Source organism: Streptococcus sp. SK643 (assembly GCF_000259505.1).
Classification (GTDB): Bacteria; Bacillota; Bacilli; order Lactobacillales; family Streptococcaceae; genus Streptococcus.
In genome coordinates this window covers 35,991-59,019 of sequence record NZ_AJMM01000029.1, presented here as the reverse complement: position 1 = coordinate 59,019, position 23,029 = coordinate 35,991, and the positions used below count along the sequence as shown (strand labels likewise).

Genomic DNA, 23,029 nt, shown 5'->3' with positions numbered 1-23,029 from the left:
AAAGACCTCTACTTCTATGAAGTGGACTTGGCAGGTACCCAAGGCAAATCTGACAAAGAATTGCTTGACTTGTTGAAACAAAACGGCACTCAAAGCTATAAAGCTACCATCAAGGTGTACGGTGCCAAAGATGGCAAGGCCGACTTGAGCAACCTTGTAGCGACTAAAGAATTGACAGTGAACTTGAATGGGTATAAGTCCCTCAATCCGATGAAATCTCAAATGCCAGCTGCTAGCCAAGATAAGATGATGCCTAACAAAGAGCAGAACAAAACCATGAATACTAGTCAGCCAATGGCAACTCCAAGTATGAAGCAAGATCAAGTGGCAGCAACCTCAAGCAAAATGCCTGATGAAGGCAAGGTGGTATCCAATAATAAGGTGTCAAGTCCAATGATGGCTACTCAAATGAAAGACCAAAAAGCCATGCTTCCATATACTGGTGAAGCCCAAACATCAATGGCTACTATTGGATTCTTTGGACTCGCCTTTGCTGGACTGCTAGGTGGACTCGGTTTGAAAGCTAAAAAAGAGGAAAATGACTAGTCTAGCTACAGACTTTCTATCTAGGATATGAAAAATCCAGATATCGTTTAGAATGTTCGTAAAGAGATAAAAATAGTGTTATACTATTGTGGTATAGCACTGTTTTTTTCAAAGGAGAGACAGATGGGAAAGACAATTTTACTCGTTGACGACGAGGTAGAAATCACAGATATTCATCAACGTTATCTGGTTCAGGCAGGATATCAGGTTTTGGTGGCCCATGATGGAGTAGAGGCCTTAGAAATCTTCAAGCGAAAACCAATTGATTTGATTATTACAGATATCATGATGCCTCGGATGGATGGTTATGATTTGATTAGTGAGGTTCAGTATCAATCTCCAGATCAGCCTTTTCTCTTTATCACGGCTAAGACTAGCGAGCAGGACAAGATTTATGGCCTGAGCTTAGGGGCAGATGACTTTATTGCCAAGCCCTTTAGCCCTCGTGAGCTGGTTTTGCGTGTCCACAATATCTTGCGTCGCCTTCATCGTGGAGGTGAGACAGAAGTCGTCAGTCTCGGGGATTTACGGATGAATCACGGTAGTCATGAGGTCCAAGTCGGAGATGTGGCGCTTGATTTGACAGTCAAATCCTTCGAACTTCTATGGCTTCTAGCCAGCAATCCAGAGCGGGTTTTCTCTAAGACAGACCTCTATGAAAAGGTCTGGCAAGAAGACTATGTGGATGATACCAATACCTTGAATGTTCATATCCATGCTCTTCGACAGGAGTTGGCTAAACATGCCAGCGCAGAAACACCGACCATCAAAACCGTCTGGGGTTTGGGCTACAAAATTGAGAAAGCGCGAGGTAGTCAATGAAATTAAAAAGTTATATTTTAGTGGGGTATGTCATTTCAACACTCCTAACGATTATCGTGGTTTTTTGGGCTGTTCAAAAAATGCTGATTGCGAAAAGCGAGATTTACTTTTTGCTTGGAATGACCATCGTTGCCAGCCTTGTCGGTGCTGGGATTAGTCTCTTTCTCCTGTCGCCTGTATTTACGTCGTTGGGCAAACTCAAGGAACATGCCAAGCGGGTAGCGGACAAGGATTTTCCATCAAGTCTGGAGGTTCAAGGACCTGTAGAATTTCAGCAATTAGGCCAAGCTTTCAATGAAATGTCCCATGATTTGCAGGCCACCTTTGATTCCTTGGAAGAAAGCGAACGAGAAAAGGGCTTGATGATTGCCCAGCTATCTCATGATATCAAGACCCCCATTACTTCGATTCAAGCGACGGTAGAAGGGATTTTGGATGGGGTTATCAAGGAAGGAGAACAGGACCACTATCTAGCAACCATTGGGCGTCAGACGGAAAGACTCAATAAACTGGTTGAAGAGTTGAATTTTTTGACTCTAAATACAGCTAGAAATCAGATGGAAACGACCAGAAAGGACAGTATTTTTCTGGACCAGCTCTTGATTGAGTGCATGAGTGAATTTCAGTTCTTGATTGAGCAGGAGGAGCGAGATGTCCATTTGCAGGTAATCCCAGAGTCTGCCCGGATTGAGGGAGATTATGCCAAACTTTCTCGTATCTTGGTGAATCTGGTCAATAACGCTTTTAAATACTCGTCTCCAGGAACCAAGCTGGAGGTGGTAGCTAAGCTGGAGAAGAACCAGCTTTCAATCAGTGTGACCGATGAGGGACAGGGGATTGCCCCAGAGGATTTGGAGAATATTTTCAAACGCCTTTATCGTGTTGAAACTTCGCGTAACATGAAAACAGGTGGTCATGGCTTGGGTCTTGCGATTGCGCGTGAATTGGCCCATCAATTGGGTGGGGAAATCACAGTCAGCAGTCAGTACGGCCTAGGAAGTACCTTTACCCTCCTTCTTAAGCTCTCTGGCAATGAAAATAAAGCTTAAAACTCCTTTACAAATCTAGCCATTCATGGTAAAATGGATTTTGTGTGAAATATCAGCAGGAAAGCATGAAGCTCGTCAACAGGTGTCTTATGATAAGTAACCTTGGCTGTTTAGGCGAAGGGCATCTGCACGAATCAGGGCTTTCTAAGTGACTATTTCCACCGAAATATTATTTATATCAGGAGGACATTCACATGTCACGTTATACAGGACCATCTTGGAAACAAGCTCGTCGCCTTGGCCTTTCACTTACAGGTACAGGTAAAGAATTAGCACGTCGTAACTACGTACCAGGACAACACGGACCAAACAACCGTTCTAAATTGTCAGAATACGGTTTGCAATTGGCTGAAAAACAAAAACTTCGTTTCACTTACGGTGTAGGTGAAAAACAATTCCGTAACTTGTTCGTACAAGCTACAAAAATCAAAGGCGGAATCCTAGGTTTCAACTTCATGCTTCTTTTGGAACGTCGTTTGGATAACGTTGTTTACCGTCTTGGTCTTGCGACTACTCGTCGTCAAGCTCGTCAATTCGTAAACCACGGTCACATCCTTGTTGACGGAAAACGCGTTGATATCCCATCATACCGCGTAACTCCAGGTCAAGTGATCTCAGTTCGTGAAAAATCATTGAAAGTTCCAGCTATCCTTGAAGCAGTAGAAGCTACTCTTGGACGTCCAGCATTCGTATCATTCGACGCTGAAAAATTGGAAGGTTCATTGACTCGCTTGCCAGAACGCGACGAAATCAACCCAGAAATCAACGAAGCACTTGTCGTTGAATTCTACAACAAAATGCTTTAATTTTAAGAAATATCTTACAGAAAGCCTACAACAGTGGGCTTTTTGCTTTGTCTTAAAACGTTGATTTCTGGGTTTGTATAGAGCTTTGCTAGTAAGGTTATTTGTGTATCTAAGTCTATCTATTCCAAGAATTAAGCGATGTTGATGATATAAATCTGGCATGATATAATATTTTAGCCCCCTCACTTTAATGAAGGGAGGTGTTACATATGTTAGAAACTTTACTCACAGTGTTTCTAGCTCCGTTACTGATTAACGTGTTATCTGAGCTTTTCAAGTTATGGCTTAAGAAACGTAAAAAGTAATGGTTAACCCTTTTAGAGGGTAGCAAAAAACCCCATCGGTGGCACGGTGGGGCTTTTTTAGTTACATATGCTGTAACTTTACTCACATTGTAAGCTCATTCTAACACAATCCTTTCGATATTTCAAGCTTTTGTTTTGATATTCATCAGAGTGTGTTTGTGGTTTGAGTCCGCTTTACTGAAATTAGCACACGCGCTACTAGCCTCCATTCTACAGCAAAGAAATCAACTCTTTTCTATGGGATTTCCGCCCTCATTTTGCTCTTTTGTGCTAAAATAGACTTATAAATTGAAAATAAGGAATGTTTATGAAATCGGGTAATGGTTTTTGGAAAGGCTGTCTCTATTTTTGGGGCTTCTTGTTCTTACTGGGCCTTTTGGTTCAATATGCTCTCCCACTTGCGGCTTGTGTCCTGCTAGGCTATGGTGGTTATCGCCTCTATAAACGTTGGCGCTATCCTCTTTTGCAGGATGCCTCTCTAGATGATCGAATTGAGCTTTTAAAAGCTCGAATTCGTCAGGCGGACAAAGATATTCAGCAGTTAGAGGGAATCTTGGTAGAAAAAGGCTCAGAGTCCTATAAGAGTCTGGCCAATCAAGTATTAATCGAACTGCGGGAAATCCATCAGGAGGCGGATCGTCTCAAGTCCTATATCGATGCTGATGTCTACAACCGTATTGACAAAAAGGTTCGTACAGTAAGGGCAAACATCGATGTTCAGCTAGAACGTTTGGATAGAGAAAGTCAGGTAGATTTTGAAAATGCGGAGCCAGAGGAATTAGCTCCAGAATTATCCCAGACCTTGGCTAATATTGCCGTTGACCATCAGGCTATTTTAGACAAGATTGCCACTTCTGCTGAAGGTGATAAGGAAGAATTGACGACCATTCATAGTTTGAAGATGGAGAAATTCCAAACGATTTTAGAAGGCTATTTAAAGATTAAGGCCAACCCTAAAAACTATAATCGGGCAGAAGAACGCTTAGAGCAAGCTAAAGCGGCCATCGAACAATTTGACCTTGAGCTAGACCAAGTTTTGAGAGAACTCAATGAAACAGATATGCGTGATTTTGATATCAGTCTGCGTATTCTAGAAAAAGATCGTAAAGAATAGGTTAGAAATAAAGGAGTAACCATGACAGAATTTAATTTTGATATTGACCAGATTGCCAATAATACGGTAGCTAAGGTGGATAAAACAACCCAAATCATCGAGACCAATACTGGCTCAGATAAGACCTTGACCTTCCTTGAGAAGCTGAGCCCTGAGCAGCAAGAAGGAATCAAGGCGCGCGTGCCCCAGTTGGTAGACCAGTTTGTCACCAATCAAAATGCTCTTTTGGATTTTGGACAATCTGCTGTCGAAGGTGTGAACAATACGGTCAATCGTATCTTGTCAGAACAAAAGAAATTGCAGATTCCCCAAGTGGATGACTTACTCAAGAATACTAACCGTGAGTTGCAAGGCTTTGTCGTCAAATACAAGAACGCTGAAATTGCTGAGTTAGAAGAGAAGCCAAACTTTTTGCAACGCTTGTTTAACAAGAGCAAGAATACGCTACAGGAATTTTACTTTGACTCAAAAACAGTGGAGCAAAAGCTCGATGGTATGGCAGCTGCAGTGGTCAAGCAAGAAGATGTCTTAGCTCGAAATATCGTTTCAGCTGAGATGTTGATTGAGGACAATACCAAATCCATTGAAAATTTAGTGGGAGTGATTTCCTTTATCGAAGCTAGTCAGACAGAAGCTGGCAAGCGCGCTGCCGAACTAAAGGCCCAAGTTGACCAACTCGATACAAGTACGGTAGAATACCAAACCAAATCACAAGAATTGGCCCGTATGGCTGAAGTGGTCAATACCCTCGAACAACAGCACACCGAGTATGTCAGCCGTCTCTATGTTGCCTGGGCAACAACGCCTCAGATGCGTAATCTGGTAAAGGTGTCATCTGATATGCGCCAAAAATTGGGCATGCTTCGTCGCAATACGATTCCAACAATGAAGCTTTCCATTGCCCAACTTGGTATTTTGCAACAATCCATGAAATCAGGTGTCGTGGCAGATGCCATTGTCAATGCCAATAATGCTGCCCTTCAGATGCTAGCTGAAACCAGCAAGGAAGTGATTCCGCAGATGGAGAGAATTGCCCAAAGCCCGACAGTCGCTGTCGAATCGGTTACCAAACTGGCTGAAAGTCTGGTCGCTCAAAACCAAGGCATCGTCGCAGCTATTGAATTGGGACGCCAGAAACGTGCCCAACTAGAAACAACCATCGTCAAGTCCGCAGAAATGATCAATGATTCTGTCAAACTACGCGATGAGAAAATCGTCCAAGCCCTTCTAGACCAAGGTAAGGCCGCCCAGAAAGAAGTGCAAGAATAACACACAAGTCCCCTGTAATGTAGATTTACAGGGGATTTTGTTTGTTTTAGTAGAAGTTTGAAGGTCAGGGAATTATTGTTACAAGAATGTCTTCTTTATCGATGCCTCAAAAGAGTTTGACAAAGGGAAAAATCAAAACAATATGACCGAAGACCATATTGCCAAGATTTTGGAGACCTATCAAAAACGTGAGAATGTCGAGAAATTCGCCCATCTAGCCAGCTTTGAAGAGATTGTCGAAAATGACTATAACCTCAACATTCCACGCTATGTCGATACCTTTGAGGAAGAACCTGTAGTTCCCCTCGCCGACCTCGCCGCCCAGCTCGCAGAGATTGATAAAGAGATTGGAGAGGTAGAAGCCAGACTCGCACACATGCGCAGCCAACTAGTAGGCACAACACCAGAAGCCCAAGCAGAATTAACCGCCTATCTCGAAAAACTGAAAGAGATTTAGAGACTTGTGAGAATACTCTGCTAAAAATTTAGAAAAATAAAAATGACAGTAGAAAATCTATTGTCATTTTTGTTATTGATGACTGCAACAAAGTTCATTTTTAAATATTTGAAAGTTTACTTCTTTCTTCAACTTCATTTTCTATACATTCTTCCAATACCTTTGCATCAACATAGATCACATTCCCAATCATTTTTGCAGGAATATTCATAGACAGTACTTGTAAAGAATATTTTTTAACAAGTGGTTCAAGTTTTGAGCCGTTTATATTGTTGTTAATGGCAGGGAAAATGATATCTTCCCATGAAAATGTGTAGTTATAGACTGTCTTGTTAAATCCAAGCTCTCTGACCTTAACTCTATCATGTATGCGAATAAGTTTTACCAGTATATTAATACCATCAATATTCTTAGCTTTATAATTTTCACGTAAGTTTTTAAAAGAAGCATAGTTCTTGAAGGTAAGATAAGCTAGTAGAATAATTAACATTAAAGGGACAATGCCTTTAGACGTTAGCAAATCACTTATAGCTGTCAACTTAAAACTAAGTATGTAGTTGATAACAACTGCGTACAAAATAGCTAGTAGTGGCAATTTTACAAATAAAAAAGATTTGTATTTTATCGAAGTAATGGTATTGCTTTCTTTAAATTTTATTTTCATTAATGTTTCTCCTTAAATATTATCAGTTGAAAGAATATAGAGAAAGACTATGTAATGTTAGTTTTATAATAAAACACCCCATCAGCTAGATATTTTTGTCTAACTAATAGGGTGTAAGTCATGAAACGGAATGACCTATTACTTAACTTCTGTAAACACAACGTGTTTGCGAAGTTTTGGTGAGTATTTCTTCAATTGAAGACGGTCTGGAGTGTTACGTTTGTTTTTAGAAGTAAGGTACAAGCGTTCACCAGATTCTTTGTGTTCAAGTGTAATATTTACGCGCATGGTATCTCCCTTCTATTATTCAGCTGCTGCAGCTTTAGCGATTTTACGTCCTTTGTAGTATCCTTTAAGTGATACACGGTGAGAACGTGAGTAATCTCCAGTAGTTTCGTCAAAGTTTACAGATGGAGCTGTTACTTTGTAGTGTGTACGACGTTTGTTTTTCTTCGCTTTTGAAGTGCGACGTGCAGGTACTGCCATTTTGATTTCTCCTTTAGGTATTTAAATTCGATTCAATCTACTGATTTTCATCAACCATACTAGGATAACACATTTTTTTTGTAAAGTAAAGTTACTTGACAAAAAAAGATGAAAAAATTAAAAGGTCATTAACCAAATTAATCGAAATTTTCTGAAAATTCAAGAATTTTCTTCTGTTCATTGCTTTTGAAATGTGCTATAATAGTAAGAACTGAAATGGGAGGGAACAAATGACTGAATTAGATACACGTCACCGCAGTAGCATTTATGATAGTATGGTAAAATCACCAAACCGTGCTATGCTTCGTGCGACTGGTATGACAGATAAGGACTTTGAAACACCGATTGTGGGAGTGATTTCGACTTGGGCGGAAAATACACCATGTAACATTCACTTGCATGATTTTGGGAAATTAGCCAAAGAAGGTGTTAAATCTGCAGGTGCTTGGCCTGTGCAGTTTGGGACAATTACCGTAGCGGACGGGATTGCCATGGGAACGCCTGGTATGCGTTTCTCTTTGACATCTCGTGATATCATTGCAGACTCAATCGAGGCGGCTATGGGGGGTCACAATGTGGATGCCTTTGTCGCTATCGGTGGCTGTGATAAGAACATGCCTGGTTCTATGATTGCCATTGCCAATATGGATATCCCAGCTATTTTCGCCTATGGTGGAACTATTGCACCGGGAAATCTTGATGGCAAAGACATCGACTTGGTTTCTGTCTTTGAGGGTATCGGAAAATGGAACCACGGTGATATGACAGCTGAGGACGTGAAGCGTCTCGAATGTAATGCCTGCCCTGGCCCTGGTGGCTGTGGTGGTATGTACACTGCTAATACCATGGCGACTGCTATCGAAGTTCTCGGTATGAGTTTGCCAGGGTCATCCTCTCACCCAGCTGAATCAGCTGATAAGAAAGAAGATATCGAAGCAGCAGGACGTGCTGTTGTTAAAATGCTTGAGCTTGGTCTCAAACCGTCAGATATCTTGACTCGTGAAGCCTTTGAAGATGCTATCACTGTGACTATGGCTCTCGGTGGTTCTACAAACGCCACTCTTCACTTGCTTGCCATTGCCCACGCCGCAAATGTTGACTTGTCACTTGAAGACTTCAATACGATTCAAGAACGTGTGCCTCACTTGGCCGACTTGAAACCATCTGGTCAGTATGTCTTCCAAGACCTCTATGAAGTCGGTGGTGTCCCTGCGGTTATGAAGTACTTGCTGGCAAATGGATTCCTTCATGGAGATCGCATCACATGTACTGGTAAGACTGTCGCTGAGAACTTGGCTGACTTTGCAGACCTCACACCAGGTCAAAAAGTTATCATGCCACTTGAAAATCCAAAACGTGCGGACGGTCCGCTTATCATCTTGAACGGGAACCTTGCCCCTGACGGTGCGGTTGCTAAAGTATCAGGTGTGAAAGTGCGTCGTCACGTTGGACCGGCTAAGGTCTTTGACTCAGAAGAAGATGCTATTCAGGCCGTTCTGACAGATGAAATCGTTGATGGCGATGTTGTCGTTGTTCGTTTCGTGGGGCCTAAGGGTGGTCCTGGTATGCCTGAGATGCTGTCACTTTCATCAATGATTGTTGGTAAAGGTCAGGGAGACAAGGTGGCCCTCTTGACAGATGGTCGTTTCTCTGGTGGTACTTATGGTCTGGTTGTTGGACATATCGCTCCTGAAGCTCAGGATGGTGGACCAATTGCCTACCTTCGTACAGGGGATATCGTTACGGTTGACCAAGATACCAAAGAAATTTCTATGGCCGTATCCGAAGAAGAACTTGAAAAACGCAAGACAGAAACAACCTTGCCACCGCTTTACAGCCGTGGTGTCCTCGGGAAATATGCCCACATCGTATCATCTGCTTCACGCGGAGCCGTGACAGACTTCTGGAATATGGACAAGTCAGGTAAAAAATAAACTCAAAAAGCAAGCCAACTTCGGCTTGCTTCTTTTCATCTTCAAAAGTAATTTTCCTGCTTAACGAGGTGGCAGTCCAAGGGCAATACGACCGTAGCGACTGATTCGTGTAATCTTCCAAGCGGGCGACCAAGTAACTTCAACCTTGACATCTTCGATACCCTCGATTTGTTTCAGACCTGCCACGATTTCGATAGGCAGGCTTTCGGCGCAATCACAGGCAGTGTCGGTGAAGGTCATGACAATCTTACAGAGACCTGTTTCGTCCAGATTGATTTCATAAATCAATCCTAGATTGTAAACATCCAATTCCACATCTGTATCAAAAACCTTCTCTAGTTTTTCGATAATTTTGTCTTGCAAGGCCAAAGCACGGTCATTGATTTTGATATCCTCTCTCATAACAGTCCCTCCACGTGATAAATATCCTCTATTTTCTCATAATTCTGACAATTTGGCAAGTTTTTGATGAATTTTCTGAAAAAATATGATAATATGTAGAAAATACTGAATCAAGGGGAAGGCTATGGAGCAGATTGGAAAAGTCTTTAGACAATTACGAGAGTCAAGAAATATCTCGCTGAGACAAGCAACTGGGGGACAATTTTCGCCGTCTATGTTATCTCGCTTTGAAACAGGTCAGAGTGAGCTTTCGGTGGAAAAGTTTCTATTCGCCCTAGAAAATATATCTGCCAGTGTGGAGGAAATCCTATTTCTGGCGAGAGGCTTTCAGTATGATACAGATTCTGAGTTAAGAAAAGAAATCATAGATGTCTTGGATCCAAAGAATATAGCTCCTCTTGAGGACTTGTATCGCAAGGAGTATCAAAAGCATGCCCATTCTCACAACAAACAGAAACATATTCTAAATGCCATTATTATTAAGTCCTATATGAAGAGCATGGATGATACGGTAGAGTTAACGGCAGAGGAAGAGAAAGTCCTTCATGACTATCTGTTTTCTACCGAGATTTGGGGAATCTATGAACTCAATTTATTTTCAGTCAGTTCTCCCTTTTTATCTGTTTCTCTTTTTACTAGATATGTACGAGAAATGGTCCGCAAATCTGATTTTCTAATGGAAATGTCTGGCAATCGAAACCTTTTTCACACTATACTATTGAATGGCTTTTTAGCTAGCATCGAGTGTGAAGAATTTATCAATGCCCATTATTTTAAACGTGTTATTGAAGAGCATTTCTACAATGAAAATGAGACCTATTTCCGAATTGTCTATTTATGGGCAGAAGGTCTCCTTGATAGTAAGCAAGGCAGAGTCAAGGAAGGCCAGAAAAAGATGGAAGATGCTGTCCGTATTTTTGAGATGCTTGGCTGTAATAAATCTGCCGAATACTATAGAAATACGACCGATTGTTGAATATCTGCAAACTAAGAAAATTATTTGAAATTTTAAGTAATAGAACTGTTGGCTCTCTCGTGTCACTGGAGAGATTCTATCGTTTCTTTTTGTTCATTTTATTTGTTGCATATATTCAAAAGTTTTCCTCTAAGATTTTTAAGTGCTATACTATAGTCATACTTCACATAAAACTTATACTCTTCGAAAATCTCTTCAAACCACGTCAGCTTCACCTTGCCGTACTCAAGTACAGCCTTCGGCTAGCTTCCTAGTTTGCTCTTTGATTTTCATTGAGTATTTGAACAAGAAGGGAGATTACCTATGAAACTATTGTTCAGAAATCAAGCTTATCGTCTCTTGACTTTGTCACGCTTCTTCAATGCTTTTGGTGCTTCGATTTTCAATCTGGTCTTTATCGTCTATGCATCGACCCTTCCACAAGCATCTTTTGCGGTTGCTATGGCGAATATTGTCATGATTCTTCCGACTCTCTTTACAGTTTTTGTAGGGATTCGGGCAGATTACACGAAGGCCAAGGTCAAATGGATGGTCTATAGCGGTTTGTTTCAGGCGGTTTTATTTTTTCTGGCAGCCCTAGTTGTCCAGCAAGCTAGTCTCTTTGCCTTTTCTAGCCTGTGTTTAATCAATGTCAGTAGTGATGTCATCAGTGATTTTGCAGGTGGCTTGCGCATGCCTCTCATTAAGGAAAAAGTAGCTGAAGACGATCTGATGGAGGCTTATTCTTTTAACCAGTTTATCACCTATATTTCAGCTATTGGTGGTCAAGCTTTTGGGGTATGGCTCTTAGGTCTATCGGTCAACAATTTTTCCCTCGTTGCGGGAATCAATGCCTGTTTTTTCCTCCTATCAGCCTCTGTTCTCTTTTTGGGAAGAAGCAAATTGAGCCTGTCAATTTCATCTGCTGATGGTGAATCACTAAAAAATGAGAAGCTTTCTATCAAAGACCAGTTCCTAACAATTTACCGAAATTTACGCCTTGTTTTTCTTAAAGGTGGACAGAAAAACTTTGGATTCATGATCTTTGCTGTCTTGCTTATCAATGCCTTGGGTGGTTCCTTAGGGGGCATCTACAATATCTTCTTTTTGAGCCATTCTCTTTTGGACTTTTCTTACACAGAGGCATTATTTATCAGTCAATTCTGTGCTTTGTTAGCAATCATCATCAGTAGCCTTACGGGCAATGATTATTTCGGGAAGCAGTCCTTGCCTAGATTGATGATGTGGGTGACCGTAGGACTCAGTCTAATTGGTCTAGCTAATTTATTCAATCAAGTCGTACTTGGTTTACTATTTCTCTGTTCAACTCTGTATGTGTCTGGTAAAGTTCAACCAAAGATTAGTGCCATGCTCATGAAAAATCTAGCTCCAGAGGTTCTAGCTCGTACCAGTAATTTTTTAGGTTTATTGTTTACCTTGTCTATACCTGTGGGAACAGCTTGTTTTTCACTTGTTGCCGTATGGAATATACAGTTGACTTGGATGCTATTTGTTGGTCTCTCCTTGATAGCTATTCTTTTGACAGTTATTAATCTCAAAAATGATATCTAAATCCTAATTTTTTTCTCACTGTTTTAATCCCCTTATTTATGGTAAAATAAGACTATTAAGTTTAAAGAGGATTCCCTATGAAATTACAAAAACCAAAAGGAACGCAGGATATTTTACCTGCTGAGTCTGTCAAATGGCAGTACGTTGAGGGCTTTGCCCGTGAAATTTTCAAGCGCTATAACTATGCAGAAGTGCGCACGCCTATTTTTGAGCATTACGAGGTTATCAGCCGTTCTGTCGGAGATACAACGGATATCGTAACCAAGGAAATGTACGATTTCTATGACAAGGGCGACCGTCATATCACCCTCCGTCCAGAAGGAACTGCGCCAGTTGTCCGTTCTTATGTGGAAAATAAACTCTTCGCGCCAGAAGTGCAAAAGCCAAGTAAGTTCTACTACATGGGCCCTATGTTCCGTTATGAGCGTCCACAGGCAGGGCGTTTGCGCCAGTTCCACCAGATTGGTGTTGAGTGTTTTGGCTCTAGCAATCCAGCTACCGATGTGGAAACCATCGCTATGGCAGCCCATTTATTGAAAGAAATCGGTATCCAAGGTGTCAAATTACATCTTAACACTCTTGGAAATCCTGAGAGCCGTGCGGCCTACCGTCAAGCCTTGATTGACTATTTGACACCACTCAAGGAGACCTTGTCTAAGGATAGCCAGCGTCGTTTGGAGGAAAATCCTCTCCGTGTCTTGGACTCTAAGGAGAAAGAAGACAAGGTGGCAGTCGAGAATGCACCGTCTATCTTAGATTTCCTTGATGAAGAAAGCCAAGCCCACTTTGATGCTGTGCGTCAGATGTTGGAGAATCTTGGAGTAGACTATATCATCGATACCAATATGGTGCGTGGTCTGGACTACTACAACCACACCATTTTTGAGTTTATCACGGAGATTGAGGGCAATGCCCTGACAGTCTGCGCGGGTGGTCGTTACGATGGCTTGGTTGCTTACTTTGGTGGACCTGAAACTGCTGGATTTGGTTTTGGACTTGGTGTAGAGCGTCTGCTTCTCATTCTTGAAAAGCAAGGTGTGGCCCTCCCTATCGAAAATGCCCTAGATGTCTATATCGTAGTCTTGGGAGAAGGGGCAAATGTCAAGGCCTTGGAATTGGTACAAGCCCTTCGCCAACAAGATTTCAAAGCAGAGCGTGATTACCTCAACCGTAAGCTCAAAGCTCAGTTCAAGTCAGCCGATGTCTTTGCTGCTAAGACCCTCATCACTCTAGGAGAGAGTGAAGTCGAAAGCGGACAAGTGACGGTCAAGAACAATCAAACCCGAGAAGAAGTGCAAGTGTCACTTGAGACAATCAGCCAAAACTTCTCAGAAATCTTTGAAAAACTAGGCTTTTAATAGTAGAAAAACTGGTCAGGAACCTACTCCTGACCTTTTTCTTTTGCAAAATGACAAAAATCATAAACTTTTTGACAAATATGCTTGTCAAAAAGAAAAAGATGTGTTACAATAAATTCAAGTTAAGAAATAGAAAGCAGAAAGGAGCTATGATGTGGGTAGTAGTATTTATACTATTCCTGATTTTCTTTTATTCTAATAATTCTAAAAAAATCAAGAAACTAGAGAATAAAATCAAAAAGCTTGAGCGAAAAGAGAAAGGAAACGCAGAAATGTCGAGATTATTGCAAGAAATGATTGGAAAGAAACCAATTATAACGGGAGTGTATATTGGGCCAGATAACTGGGAAGTTGTGGATGTTGACGAGGAATGGGTCAAACTACGTAGCGTTGATAAAAAGGGGAAAGAAAAATTCAAGTTGCAACGTATTGAGGATATCCAAACCGTTGAATTTGACGGAGAGTAGGTGTGTAACATGCAACTAAAAAATCGTCTAAAAGAGCTTCGGGCTCGCGATGGTCTCAATCAAACCGACCTAGCCAAGCTGGCAGGGGTTTCCAGACAGACCGTTAGCCTACTAGAACGGGATGAGTACACCCCGTCCATTATCATTGCCCTGAAAATATCTCAAATTTTCAACGAAACAGTCGAATCGGTATTTCGCTTGGAGGAGGACGAGTGATGAACAAGTATAAAGTGTTTTATTATATGAGTGTTCTTGTCCTCATTGTGAATGCTTTCGCTATGGTTGGAACATTACTGGGGTGGTTCTATTTTGTTGAAAGTAAGTATTTGTTTTGGATTAATTTAGTCCTCTTATCCATTTTCAATTGGTTAGAGAAAAAGGAGAAAAATGATGAAAAAGTATAAAGTGATCTATTATGTAGTAGCCATAGCCCTATTAGTCAGCGTATTTCTATTGATTGGGATAGACTTAGGTTGGTTTAGTCACTATCAGAGTGACCAATTTATCTGGGCCTACTTTGCTCTTATCCCAGTCGTTGAATGGATTGAAAAGAAATCAAAAAATCAAGCAAGTGAATAAGGAGAATGAAAATGAAAGAGTTTTTAGCAGGTTTTCAAGTAGATACTGAGAACAAAGAACTTGCAGGTGTCTGTGCAGGTTTAGGAAATTATTTTAATATCAAGACTAACGTCATCCGTTTAGTAGCCATTTTGTTGTTTCTTTGGTCAACAGAGTTTGGGATTTTAACAGTCATCCTATATGCTTATCTAGCAGGCTGGCTTGGGAGAGATCCTTTAGGAGAAGGGGCGAAAAAAGCAAGAAATCAAGCTATTCTCTTGTTTGCTGTTTGTTTGATTTTAGTATCACTTGGAACAGAGGGTTTGACAGCAATTTATGCATCAGGGAAAGCCTTTGGTCAGTGGTTAGTTGGATTGGTTTAATTTAGAAGGAGAATGAATATGGAAAAGAAAAAGAAACGTGGATTGTTATTTTTAATGTCTATTGTCTTGGGAGCTTTCTTCGGCATGTTTGTAGGGATGTTTAAGGCACGTGCCGAATCCCACGAAATTATGTTAGATGTGAAAGTCTTGATACCATGGATATCAGCTATTTGTTTACTGATAGGTTTCATTAGTATTCTTTTGACTTTCAATTTCTTAAAGAAAAGCAGAAAATTTCACTCCTTGTATCAAGAGGAAATGGATGATGATCTGAATGAAACCTATTATGTGCAAATGTATCGGAATCTTGAGTTTGGAACCATTGCTTTTAATATTACAACTGTAGCGAATTTATTAGCTCTTTTCATCTCATTAAATGAAGTGATTGTACTAAATGGAAGCCGTATAACCTTATCTCTTTCTTTTTTGGTATTTGCGTGGGTTTTCAATGCTCAAAAATCTCTTTCTAAAACAATTGCAATCGTTCGTCAGTTTGATTGGGTTCCTTTCTCTACACCAAAGGATGTCTTGTACTATATCAATTCTTATGATGAAGGGGAGCGTCAGGCTTATTTGGAACAGAGTTTTCAGATTTTATTCCAATTAAACCAATATGTCTTGCCAGGTCTCTACCTTCTAATTTTTCTCTTTTCCTTACTGACAGGAGAAATTCAGCTACTAGCTTTCTTGCTTGTCGGAGCCATCCATATTTATATCAATGTGATGCAGTTGCCTATGGTGAAACGCTATTTCAAATAAAGGAGTTTCTATGATTCGTGTTGAAAATGTAAGCAAAAGTTTTGGGAGCAAAAAAGCTCTTCATCAGATTTCTTTTGAGATTAAGGAAGGTGAAATCTTTGGTTTTCTTGGCCCTTCTGGCTCAGGTAAAACAACCATGATCAATGTCTTGACAGGTCAGTTGGCTGCAGATCAAGGTAAAACAATTTTGTTAGGTAAGAATTCTCAAGATTTAACCTCAAATGATTTGGAACAAATTGGTATTGTTAGTGATGGCAGTGGTTTTTATGAAAAGATGAGTCTTTATAAAAATCTGCTCATCTATGCTAAGTTATATGGTCTTAAGTCAGATAGAGTAAATCAGGTGCTCCAACAGGTTGGATTGGCAGATGCTAAAGATATTATCGCAGAAAAACTATCTACAGGAATGAAACAACGAATGTTCTTGGCCCGTGCCCTTCTGAATGCTCCTAAGATTCTCTTTCTAGATGAGCCAACTAGTGGCTTAGACCCTACAACATCTAAGATGATTCATACCCTACTACAAGAATTAAAGCAGGTGGGGACAACTATCTTTCTGACCACGCATGATATGCATGAAGCAACTCTGCTTTGTGATCGCTTATCTCTTTTAAATAAGGGTAACCTAATAGAGTATGGAAGTCCGCAAGACATTATCCAGAAGTACCATGTGGATAAGAAAGTACGTGTGGTTTATAATGATGGACGAGAACAGATAGTCCCATTTGAAGAATTGCCACATTTAGACACGACAGATTTGATGGTGGTTCACTCTTGTGAGCCAACTCTAGAAGAAATCTTTATCAGATTGACAGGAGAAAAGTTAGATGTTTAGAAAATTAAATGCCCTACTATGGTTAAGATTACAAGTCCTTATTAGTAATTCAACTTTATTGGCGAGTCTATTGATGCCTTTTGGTACTGCTGTTCTATATAATGAATTTTCAAATAAGGATGGACAATTGAGCCTATTTTTACTATCTGCTAGCTTGACGATGGTCTTGAGCATGGGAAGTGGTTATATGGTATCGATTATGATGGCAGAAGATAAGGAAAAGCGCAATCTTAAATCACTCATCCTAAGTGGTGTGACAGCAACAGAATATACTATTAGTATGCTCGTTCTCCCTATGTTGATTATGTTGCTTGGAATGATTTTACTACCAATCTATCTTAAAGTAGATGTATCAGGTTACCTATTTGCCTATGTTATCTATTTGATCTTAGCAACTATTAGTGTTATTTTTCTCAACCTTCTAATCGGTGCGGTGTCAGATACTCAATCTAAAGCGCAAGTTTATAGTATCTTCCCTATGTTAATTGTCTCTTTTTTACCTATGATTGCTCTTCAAAATGATACGATTCAGAAAGTGTTGGATTACTCGTTCATCGGTCCTATTGTAAATCTTTTAAATAAAAAAGGTGGAGAAATATCTTTTTCTAATATTGGTATGTTACTTGCCTGGGTACTTGTGTTAGGGATAGCAAACCTCTTTGTATTGAAAAATAGCTATAAAGCAAGATAGGAGTCCTTTATGAAATTACTTAAAAACTTTGGCTGGTTTTTTCTAGCTTTTCTATCCTTTCTGTTTATCTATGGTATCGTTCTGAGTATGGCTGTAGAAGCTTTGAAACTAGGCGCTTCAGCTTATGCTGTTACCTTACTCTATGTGGCCTTGGCTGGAGTTTATGTATACTATGTTTACAAATGGTATCGAAAGACTCCTGTCAGCATTGCAGTGAGTGGTTTTAACCGATTTATTTGGCTTCCTGCCTTAGTTTGGTTCTTATCTATTGTCGTTCAATTTTTCTTGCCAAACGATCCTTCGGTAAATCAGCAAACAGCGACAGACCTGACCTTGACTCAGCCACTTTTCTCATTCTTTGCTACTGTTATTTTTGCTCCTTTGACAGAAGAACTGATCTTTAGAGGGATGTTAGCACGCTACCTCTTTCCTAAGCAGGACAGTAGTAAACAAACCCTTCTTTTCCTTTTAGTATCTAGTCTTATTTTTGCCTTGATTCATTTTCCGGGTGATGTGCAACAATTTTTTGTCTATTTTAGCCTAGGTTTTAGTTTGGGCTTGGCTTATATTAGCAGAAAAGGTCTGGTCTACAGTATTTCTCTCCACGCTTTGAATAATTTAGTCGCCTTTTTGATGATTCTCATGCTATAATAGAGTCAGGAGGTCACATGAAACGAGTAATTTTATTAGCAGTGATTCAAGCAGTCGTTCTATTTTTCATTATCGGGGCGCTAGCTTATGCCTTCAAGGGGGATTTCTTCTACAACTATCTAGCAGTCGTCTTTGCCCCTATTGCAGGTGTTTTGCGCTTTGGAACAGCTTATACAACGGAAATTGTCTTGCCAAGAAAGGCAGCCGAAATTGCTGAAAAGCGTAAAGCAGGCAAAAATTCAAAATAAAAGAGTCCGGTGAACTTCATCGGATTTTTGTTTAGTCGCTAATTTTTAGGTCTTTCACTTGGTTTTTAAAGACTGGCAAACTTTTCTGCTGATTTTCATGAAGAGCCTGTGCTTTTATGGTAAAATAGTAACAGAATAAAAGAGGAGAGAAACAATGAAACGTAGTATGTATGCTGGTCGTGTTCGTGAGGAACACATCGGACAAGAAATGACCTTGAAAGGATGGGTTAGCCGTCGTCGTGACCTTGGAGGTTTGATCTTTATCGACCTTCGTGACCGTGAAGGAATTATGCAGTTGGTTATCAATCCTGAAAAAGTCTCTGCAGAGGTCATGGCAACAGCTGAAAGCCTTCGTAGCGAATTTGTTATCGAGGTGACTGGTCAGGTCGCTGCGCGTGAGCAAGCCAATGATAAATTGCCAACTGGTGCAGTTGAGTTAAACGTGACAGCTCTTACTGTGCTTAACACAGCTAAAACAACACCATTTGAGATTAAGGATGGCATTGAGGCTAATGACGATACACGTTTGCGTTACCGTTACCTTGACCTTCGTCGTCCAGAAATGTTGGAAAATCTTAAACTTCGTGCTAAGGTGACCCACTCTATCCGCAACTACTTGGATGAGTTGGAGTTTATCGACGTGGAGACACCATTCCTTTCTAAGTCAACGCCTGAAGGAGCGCGTGACTATTTGGTGCCATCTCGTGTTAATAAAGGGCATTTCTATGCTCTCCCTCAAAGTCCACAAATCACGAAACAACTCTTGATGAATGCTGGTTTTGACCGTTACTACCAAATCGTTAAATGTTTCCGTGACGAGGACTTGCGTGGTGATCGCCAGCCTGAGTTTACCCAGGTCGACTTGGAAACATCTTTCCTTACTGAGCAAGAAATCCAAGATATTACAGAAGGTTTGATTGCCCGCGTGATGAAAGAAACAAAAGGCATCGAAGTGACGCTTCCGTTCCCTCGTATGAAGTATGATGACGCTATGGCTCTCTATGGATCTGACAAGCCAGATACTCGTTTTGACATGTTGCTTCAGGACTTGACAGAAGTGGTCAAAGGTGTAGACTTTAAAGTCTTTTCAGAAGCACCTGCTGTAAAAGCAATTGTAGTCAAAGGCGCTGCGGACAACTATTCACGTAAAGACATCGACAAGATGACTGAAGTAGCCAAACAGTACGGTGCCAAAGGTCTTGCTTGGTGCAAGGTAATTGATGGAGAATTAAATGGACCAGTTGCCAAGTTCTTGACTGGCATCCAAGCAGAATTGGCAACAGCGCTTGCGCTTGAAGATAAGGACTTAGTTCTCTTTGTGGCGGATACGCTTGAGGTGGCCAATGCAACCCTTGGTGCCCTTCGTGGACGTATTGCCAAAGAGCTTGGTTTGATTGATAACGATAAATTCAACTTCCTTTGGGTGGTTGACTGGCCAATGTTTGAATGGTCTGAAGAAGAAGATCGCTATATGAGTGCCCACCATCCATTTACCCTTCCACAGGAAGAGACTGCTCACGAATTAGAAGGTGATTTGGCTAAGGTTCGTGCCATTGCTTACGATATCGTCTTGAACGGTTATGAGCTTGGTGGTGGTAGCCTTCGTATCAACCAAAAAGACCTTCAAGAACGCATGTTCAAGGCTCTTGGTTTCTCAGCCGAAGAAGCAAATGACCAGTTTGGCTTCCTTCTTGAAGCTATGGACTATGGTTTCCCGCCACACGGTGGCTTGGCTATCGGGCTTGATCGATTTGTCATGCTCTTAGCAGGAGAAGAAAATATCCGTGAAGTTATTGCCTTTCCTAAGAACAATAAGGCAACTGACCCAATGACACAAGCTCCTTCAACAGTCGCTCTCAAACAACTAGAGGAACTCAGCTTACAAGTAGAAGAAGATGAAACAAGCAAAACGAATTAAGCGGTGGCGCTATTATCTGCGCCGCTTTGCTCATCAGATAAAAATGTTACGTGTCTTACAAAGCATCTCTCGAGAAAAGTATGATGAGAAGATTTCGGCCTCTTTGGTATATGGTTTTTTATCAGCAGTAGCGGTCAATTTCTTTTTCCAACCCGGACATGTGTATTCGAGTGGTGCGACAGGTCTGGCACAGATTATCTCTGCCTTGAGTAATCACTGGTTTGGTTTTCATATTCCGATTTCGCTGACCTTCTACGCTATTAATTTCCCTTTGATGGTCTTGGCTTGGTACCAGATTGGGCATAAGTTCACTGTCTTTACCTTTATTACGGTGTCCATGAGTTCCTTCTTTATCCAGTTTGTTCCAGTAGTAACACTTACTGAGGACCCTATTATCAATGCTCTGTTTGGGGGTGTTGTTATGGGCTTGGGGATTGGTTTTGCTTTACGGAATAATATCTCCAGTGGAGGTACGGATATCGTCAGTCTCACTATTCGCAAGAAAACAGGGAAAAACGTTGGAAGTATTTCTTTCTTGGTCAATGGAACCATCATGCTGATAGCAGGTTTGACCTTTGGTTGGAAGTATGCCCTTTACTCGATGATTACCATCTTTGTTTCTAGCCGTGTAACAGATGCGGTTTTTACTAAGCAAAAACGGATGCAGGCTATGATTGTGACCAACAATCCTGAGAAAGTGATTGAAAAAATTCATAAAAAATTGCATCGGGGAGCAACCATAATCCACGATGCAGAAGGAACCTATAATCATGAGAGAAAGGCAGTTTTAATCACTGTCATTACACGTGCGGAGTTTAATGAATTTAAACAGATTATGAAACAGGTGGATCCAGGTGCCTTTGTCTCTGTATCTGAGAATGTTCATATTCTGGGACGATTCGTTGAAACAGATAATTAGTGATCAAAAAAACCAGCTCGAGCTGGTTTTTATTTTTCAATAATTTTGTGGGCAATTAACTGACGGTAACAAATTTGTTTATTACTTTTAGCATCGTTGATAATCTGGAGGATGGTTTCAAGGGAAACACGGCCCAGTTCTAGACTATTGATATCGACATAGGCTGCCAAGTTGAGTTTGGGATTGACCGAGTCAAAGCTGAGAACTGGAACATCTAGTTGGTGTTGGGCGATATAGTCACAAACACCTTCAGCTAGAAGGCTATCGGTTGTGATGATAGCATCGATTTGTGGGTCATGCTGAAAGAGGAGTTTACTAAATTGATATCCTTTTTCCTCTAGAAATTCATTTGCAAAATAGGTCAAATTTCCGTCAATTGGCAGTTGGTGTTGTTTTAGAGCTAGCTCGTAACCTGTCAGACGGTCTTGGGTTACGAAAAGCTTCTTAGTTCCTCCGATAAAGGCAATTCGCTTGCAACCTTTTTTGATGAAATATTCTGCAGCATCAAAACCAGCTTGGACATTGTCGTTGTCAACAAGAGGGATAAAGGGTGAAATGGATTTTCCTAGGATGAGGAAGGGAAACTGCTCATCAGCGACCAGTTTGACCAAGGGATCTTCCTCTTCGGCATAAAGGAAAATCAAACCATCCACACGTTTACCGTAAACCATCTGTGAAATCGCTTTAAGTCTCTCTTTTTCATCTTTACCTGTTGCAATCTGAATGGCGTAGTGGTTTTCAGAGGCTACCTGAGCGATACCGCGGAGAACAGATGGGAAGAATGGGTTTTGATAGAAGGCGTCTGAGTCGTCAGGAAGTACCAAGCCAATAACTTGGGTATAACTGCTTACCAAGCTACGAGCGTTGAGGTTGGGGTGGTAATTAAGCTCCTTCATAGCCTTGCGAACGCGTTTTTTTGTTTCGTCGCTAATGGTTGATTTATTTTGAATAACACGGGTTACGGTTGAAGGTGAGACACCTGCAGCCTTGGCCACATCTTTAATCGTAACGGGCATAAAAATCTCCTATTTATGGTAGTCTGGATCACGGAAGTAGGTTTTATAGAAAATAGTGACCAGATAAAGAACAAAAAGAATGTTCTGAACAGTGATAAGGGTCGTCATATTTTGACCCAACAATCCTAAAATAAGGGTAATCAGAGTTGGTAATCCTAAACAGTTTAATATAAAATGGTAGCACTCTTTGAAGGTCTTAAATGAAAAGAGGCGGGATTTTTTTGTGATGTAAAGAAGAAGACTGGCGACAAGAGAGACGATAAAAAAGTTGAGTCCAAATAGGAGGCTAGCTCCAAGAACGAGAAAGAGACTGATATAGACTCTATTTTGTTGGTACCAGTCTTTAGAAATGGCTTGAGTCAAGCTTTCCTTACTTTTAAAGCTCTCAGTTTGAATAGTTTGGTAAGAGATGCGGGTCAATTCTTTACTTTCCTTGCTGATGACCAGTTCATTCGTATCGAAATGCAGTTGCAAGTCCTTAGGTAATTGCTTGCTTTTACTTGGACCGATTAAAAGAGAAGGGGCTTGATTAGCTGTTCCTGTATAAGTTAATTTACCATCAACAATTGCAGCGTGTTCAGAGAGATCCTGGACAACCTCATCTGTCAATGGTTCATAGACATTATCGATAAAGGTTTCTAGCGGATAAGTCTCCTTTGAGCTGTTTTGAATAGCAATTGGAACCATAGACAAGCTGATAAGGAAGATACTGGTAAAAATTAGTTGAAACCAGTTAAGTCCGAAACGTTTGGACAGGGGCTTACGAAATCCCCAAATACTTGAAAAATATGAAAATGGATATGGAAGCATTTGTATCTTTCTAAAAGGTGTTTTCTATATGAGTA

28 protein-coding genes and 1 pseudogene are annotated in these 23,029 nt (G+C 40.7%); 23 read left to right on the top strand and 6 right to left on the bottom strand.

Annotated elements, in window-relative coordinates:
- The 7 genes and pseudogenes from HMPREF1117_RS10665 to HMPREF1117_RS10635 form a co-directional block, all read left to right on the top strand.
- The coding region (locus HMPREF1117_RS10665) for an SSURE domain-containing protein (RefSeq protein WP_000574583.1) at nucleotides 1-546 on the top strand (546 nt) is incomplete at its 5' end.
- A gap of 123 nt (nucleotides 547-669) precedes the next feature.
- A complete protein-coding gene (locus HMPREF1117_RS10660; RefSeq protein WP_000520650.1) occupies nucleotides 670-1,368 on the top strand; it encodes a response regulator transcription factor in 699 nt (232 codons plus the stop codon).
- Nucleotides 1,365-2,417 (top strand): HAMP domain-containing sensor histidine kinase, encoded by a 1,053-nt coding sequence (locus tag HMPREF1117_RS10655; protein ID WP_000769782.1) that lies wholly within the window; start codon nucleotides 1,365-1,367, stop codon nucleotides 2,415-2,417. The genes HMPREF1117_RS10660 and HMPREF1117_RS10655 overlap by 4 nt, the downstream gene beginning before the upstream one ends.
- A gap of 194 nt (nucleotides 2,418-2,611) precedes the next feature.
- Nucleotides 2,612-3,223 (top strand): 30S ribosomal protein S4, encoded by a 612-nt coding sequence (gene rpsD, locus HMPREF1117_RS10650; protein ID WP_000092756.1) that lies wholly within the window; start codon nucleotides 2,612-2,614, stop codon nucleotides 3,221-3,223.
- Nucleotides 3,224-3,835: 612 nt separating this feature from the next.
- Complete coding sequence (locus HMPREF1117_RS10645; protein WP_000834990.1) at nucleotides 3,836-4,642, top strand: hypothetical protein; 807 nt, start codon at nucleotides 3,836-3,838, stop codon at nucleotides 4,640-4,642.
- A gap of 21 nt (nucleotides 4,643-4,663) precedes the next feature.
- Nucleotides 4,664-5,911 (top strand): toxic anion resistance protein, encoded by a 1,248-nt coding sequence (locus HMPREF1117_RS10640; protein WP_000134333.1) that lies wholly within the window; start codon nucleotides 4,664-4,666, stop codon nucleotides 5,909-5,911.
- A 70-nt stretch (nucleotides 5,912-5,981) separates the two neighbouring features.
- Nucleotides 5,982-6,368, top strand: a pseudogene (locus HMPREF1117_RS10635) (N-6 DNA methylase); the annotation flags it as partial.
- 100 nt (nucleotides 6,369-6,468) lie between these two features.
- Here HMPREF1117_RS10635 and HMPREF1117_RS10630 read toward each other — a convergent pair.
- From HMPREF1117_RS10630 to rpmF, 3 genes are all read right to left on the bottom strand, one after another.
- A complete protein-coding gene (locus HMPREF1117_RS10630; RefSeq protein WP_000693614.1) occupies nucleotides 6,469-7,032 on the bottom strand; it encodes a hypothetical protein in 564 nt (187 codons plus the stop codon).
- Nucleotides 7,033-7,170: 138 nt separating this feature from the next.
- The gene (gene rpmG, locus HMPREF1117_RS10625) at nucleotides 7,171-7,320 is read right to left on the bottom strand and encodes a 50S ribosomal protein L33 (RefSeq protein ID WP_001265622.1); all 150 of its coding nucleotides are present in this window, start codon (nucleotides 7,318-7,320) and stop codon (nucleotides 7,171-7,173) included.
- A 15-nt stretch (nucleotides 7,321-7,335) separates the two neighbouring features.
- Complete coding sequence (gene rpmF, locus HMPREF1117_RS10620; protein WP_000290416.1) at nucleotides 7,336-7,518, bottom strand: 50S ribosomal protein L32; 183 nt, start codon at nucleotides 7,516-7,518, stop codon at nucleotides 7,336-7,338.
- 230 nt (nucleotides 7,519-7,748) lie between these two features.
- Here rpmF and ilvD point away from each other — a divergent pair, with 230 nt between their 5' ends.
- On the top strand, nucleotides 7,749-9,452 hold the full coding sequence (ilvD, locus tag HMPREF1117_RS10615) for a dihydroxy-acid dehydratase (RefSeq protein ID WP_000137378.1): 1,704 nt from the start codon (nucleotides 7,749-7,751) through the stop codon (nucleotides 9,450-9,452).
- Between the two features lie 60 nt (nucleotides 9,453-9,512).
- On the opposite strand, the gene HMPREF1117_RS10610 is transcribed toward ilvD, so the two are convergent.
- On the bottom strand, nucleotides 9,513-9,854 hold the full coding sequence (locus HMPREF1117_RS10610; RefSeq protein WP_001206378.1) for a metal-sulfur cluster assembly factor: 342 nt from the start codon (nucleotides 9,852-9,854) through the stop codon (nucleotides 9,513-9,515).
- Between the two features lie 124 nt (nucleotides 9,855-9,978).
- Between HMPREF1117_RS10610 and rgg the strand changes: the two genes are divergently transcribed.
- The 15 genes from rgg (at nucleotide 9,979) to HMPREF1117_RS10535 (ending at nucleotide 21,168) form a co-directional block, all read left to right on the top strand.
- On the top strand, nucleotides 9,979-10,830 hold the full coding sequence (rgg, locus tag HMPREF1117_RS10605) for a quorum-sensing system transcriptional regulator Rgg (RefSeq protein ID WP_000434951.1): 852 nt from the start codon (nucleotides 9,979-9,981) through the stop codon (nucleotides 10,828-10,830).
- 303 nt (nucleotides 10,831-11,133) lie between these two features.
- Nucleotides 11,134-12,381 (top strand): hypothetical protein, encoded by a 1,248-nt coding sequence (locus HMPREF1117_RS10600; protein WP_000770631.1) that lies wholly within the window; start codon nucleotides 11,134-11,136, stop codon nucleotides 12,379-12,381.
- A 77-nt stretch (nucleotides 12,382-12,458) separates the two neighbouring features.
- Nucleotides 12,459-13,739, top strand: coding sequence for a histidine--tRNA ligase (gene hisS, locus HMPREF1117_RS10595; RefSeq protein WP_000775898.1), 1,281 nt, complete (start codon nucleotides 12,459-12,461; stop codon nucleotides 13,737-13,739).
- Nucleotides 13,739-14,206 carry a hypothetical protein gene (locus HMPREF1117_RS10590; RefSeq protein ID WP_081480307.1) on the top strand — a complete coding sequence of 156 codons (468 nt, stop codon included), beginning with the start codon at nucleotides 13,739-13,741 and terminating at the stop codon, nucleotides 14,204-14,206. Before hisS ends, HMPREF1117_RS10590 begins: the two co-directional genes overlap by 1 nt.
- A 9-nt stretch (nucleotides 14,207-14,215) precedes the next feature.
- Nucleotides 14,216-14,422, top strand: a complete 207-nt coding sequence (locus tag HMPREF1117_RS10585) for a helix-turn-helix transcriptional regulator (RefSeq protein ID WP_001176231.1) — start codon at nucleotides 14,216-14,218, stop codon at nucleotides 14,420-14,422.
- The gene (locus HMPREF1117_RS10580; RefSeq protein ID WP_001046114.1) at nucleotides 14,422-14,610 is read left to right on the top strand and encodes a hypothetical protein; all 189 of its coding nucleotides are present in this window, start codon (nucleotides 14,422-14,424) and stop codon (nucleotides 14,608-14,610) included. Before HMPREF1117_RS10585 ends, HMPREF1117_RS10580 begins: the two co-directional genes overlap by 1 nt.
- Nucleotides 14,597-14,785 (top strand): hypothetical protein, encoded by a 189-nt coding sequence (locus HMPREF1117_RS10575; RefSeq protein WP_000760219.1) that lies wholly within the window; start codon nucleotides 14,597-14,599, stop codon nucleotides 14,783-14,785. Before HMPREF1117_RS10580 ends, HMPREF1117_RS10575 begins: the two co-directional genes overlap by 14 nt.
- Nucleotides 14,786-14,796: 11 nt before the next feature.
- On the top strand, nucleotides 14,797-15,147 hold the full coding sequence (locus tag HMPREF1117_RS10570; protein ID WP_000657662.1) for a PspC domain-containing protein: 351 nt from the start codon (nucleotides 14,797-14,799) through the stop codon (nucleotides 15,145-15,147).
- A gap of 18 nt (nucleotides 15,148-15,165) precedes the next feature.
- The gene (locus tag HMPREF1117_RS10565) at nucleotides 15,166-15,906 is read left to right on the top strand and encodes a DUF3169 family protein (RefSeq protein ID WP_000412274.1); all 741 of its coding nucleotides are present in this window, start codon (nucleotides 15,166-15,168) and stop codon (nucleotides 15,904-15,906) included.
- Between the two features lie 10 nt (nucleotides 15,907-15,916).
- Nucleotides 15,917-16,741 carry an ABC transporter ATP-binding protein gene (locus HMPREF1117_RS10560; RefSeq protein WP_000621674.1) on the top strand — a complete coding sequence of 275 codons (825 nt, stop codon included), beginning with the start codon at nucleotides 15,917-15,919 and terminating at the stop codon, nucleotides 16,739-16,741.
- Nucleotides 16,734-17,432, top strand: a complete 699-nt coding sequence (locus HMPREF1117_RS10555; protein WP_000488847.1) for an ABC transporter permease — start codon at nucleotides 16,734-16,736, stop codon at nucleotides 17,430-17,432. Before HMPREF1117_RS10560 ends, HMPREF1117_RS10555 begins: the two co-directional genes overlap by 8 nt.
- Nucleotides 17,433-17,441: 9 nt before the next feature.
- Entirely contained in the window at nucleotides 17,442-18,083 is a 642-nt protein-coding gene (locus HMPREF1117_RS10550) for a CPBP family intramembrane glutamic endopeptidase (protein WP_000771196.1), read from the top strand.
- Nucleotides 18,084-18,100: 17 nt separating this feature from the next.
- On the top strand, nucleotides 18,101-18,331 hold the full coding sequence (locus HMPREF1117_RS10545) for a hypothetical protein (RefSeq protein ID WP_000832184.1): 231 nt from the start codon (nucleotides 18,101-18,103) through the stop codon (nucleotides 18,329-18,331).
- A gap of 154 nt (nucleotides 18,332-18,485) precedes the next feature.
- Nucleotides 18,486-20,249, top strand: a complete 1,764-nt coding sequence (gene aspS / locus HMPREF1117_RS10540) for an aspartate--tRNA ligase (protein ID WP_000830923.1) — start codon at nucleotides 18,486-18,488, stop codon at nucleotides 20,247-20,249.
- Nucleotides 20,227-21,168: a YitT family protein gene (locus HMPREF1117_RS10535; RefSeq protein ID WP_000806283.1), complete on the top strand. Its 942-nt coding sequence runs from the start codon at nucleotides 20,227-20,229 to the stop codon at nucleotides 21,166-21,168. Before aspS ends, HMPREF1117_RS10535 begins: the two co-directional genes overlap by 23 nt.
- A 29-nt stretch (nucleotides 21,169-21,197) precedes the next feature.
- Here the strand turns inward: HMPREF1117_RS10535 and HMPREF1117_RS10530 are convergent, their stop codons facing one another.
- On the bottom strand, nucleotides 21,198-22,184 hold the full coding sequence (locus HMPREF1117_RS10530) for a LacI family DNA-binding transcriptional regulator (protein WP_001145420.1): 987 nt from the start codon (nucleotides 22,182-22,184) through the stop codon (nucleotides 21,198-21,200).
- Nucleotides 22,185-22,193: 9 nt separating this feature from the next.
- Complete coding sequence (locus tag HMPREF1117_RS10525) at nucleotides 22,194-22,994, bottom strand: DUF1189 domain-containing protein (RefSeq protein WP_000938233.1); 801 nt, start codon at nucleotides 22,992-22,994, stop codon at nucleotides 22,194-22,196.
- Nucleotides 22,995-23,029 lie beyond the last annotated feature (35 nt).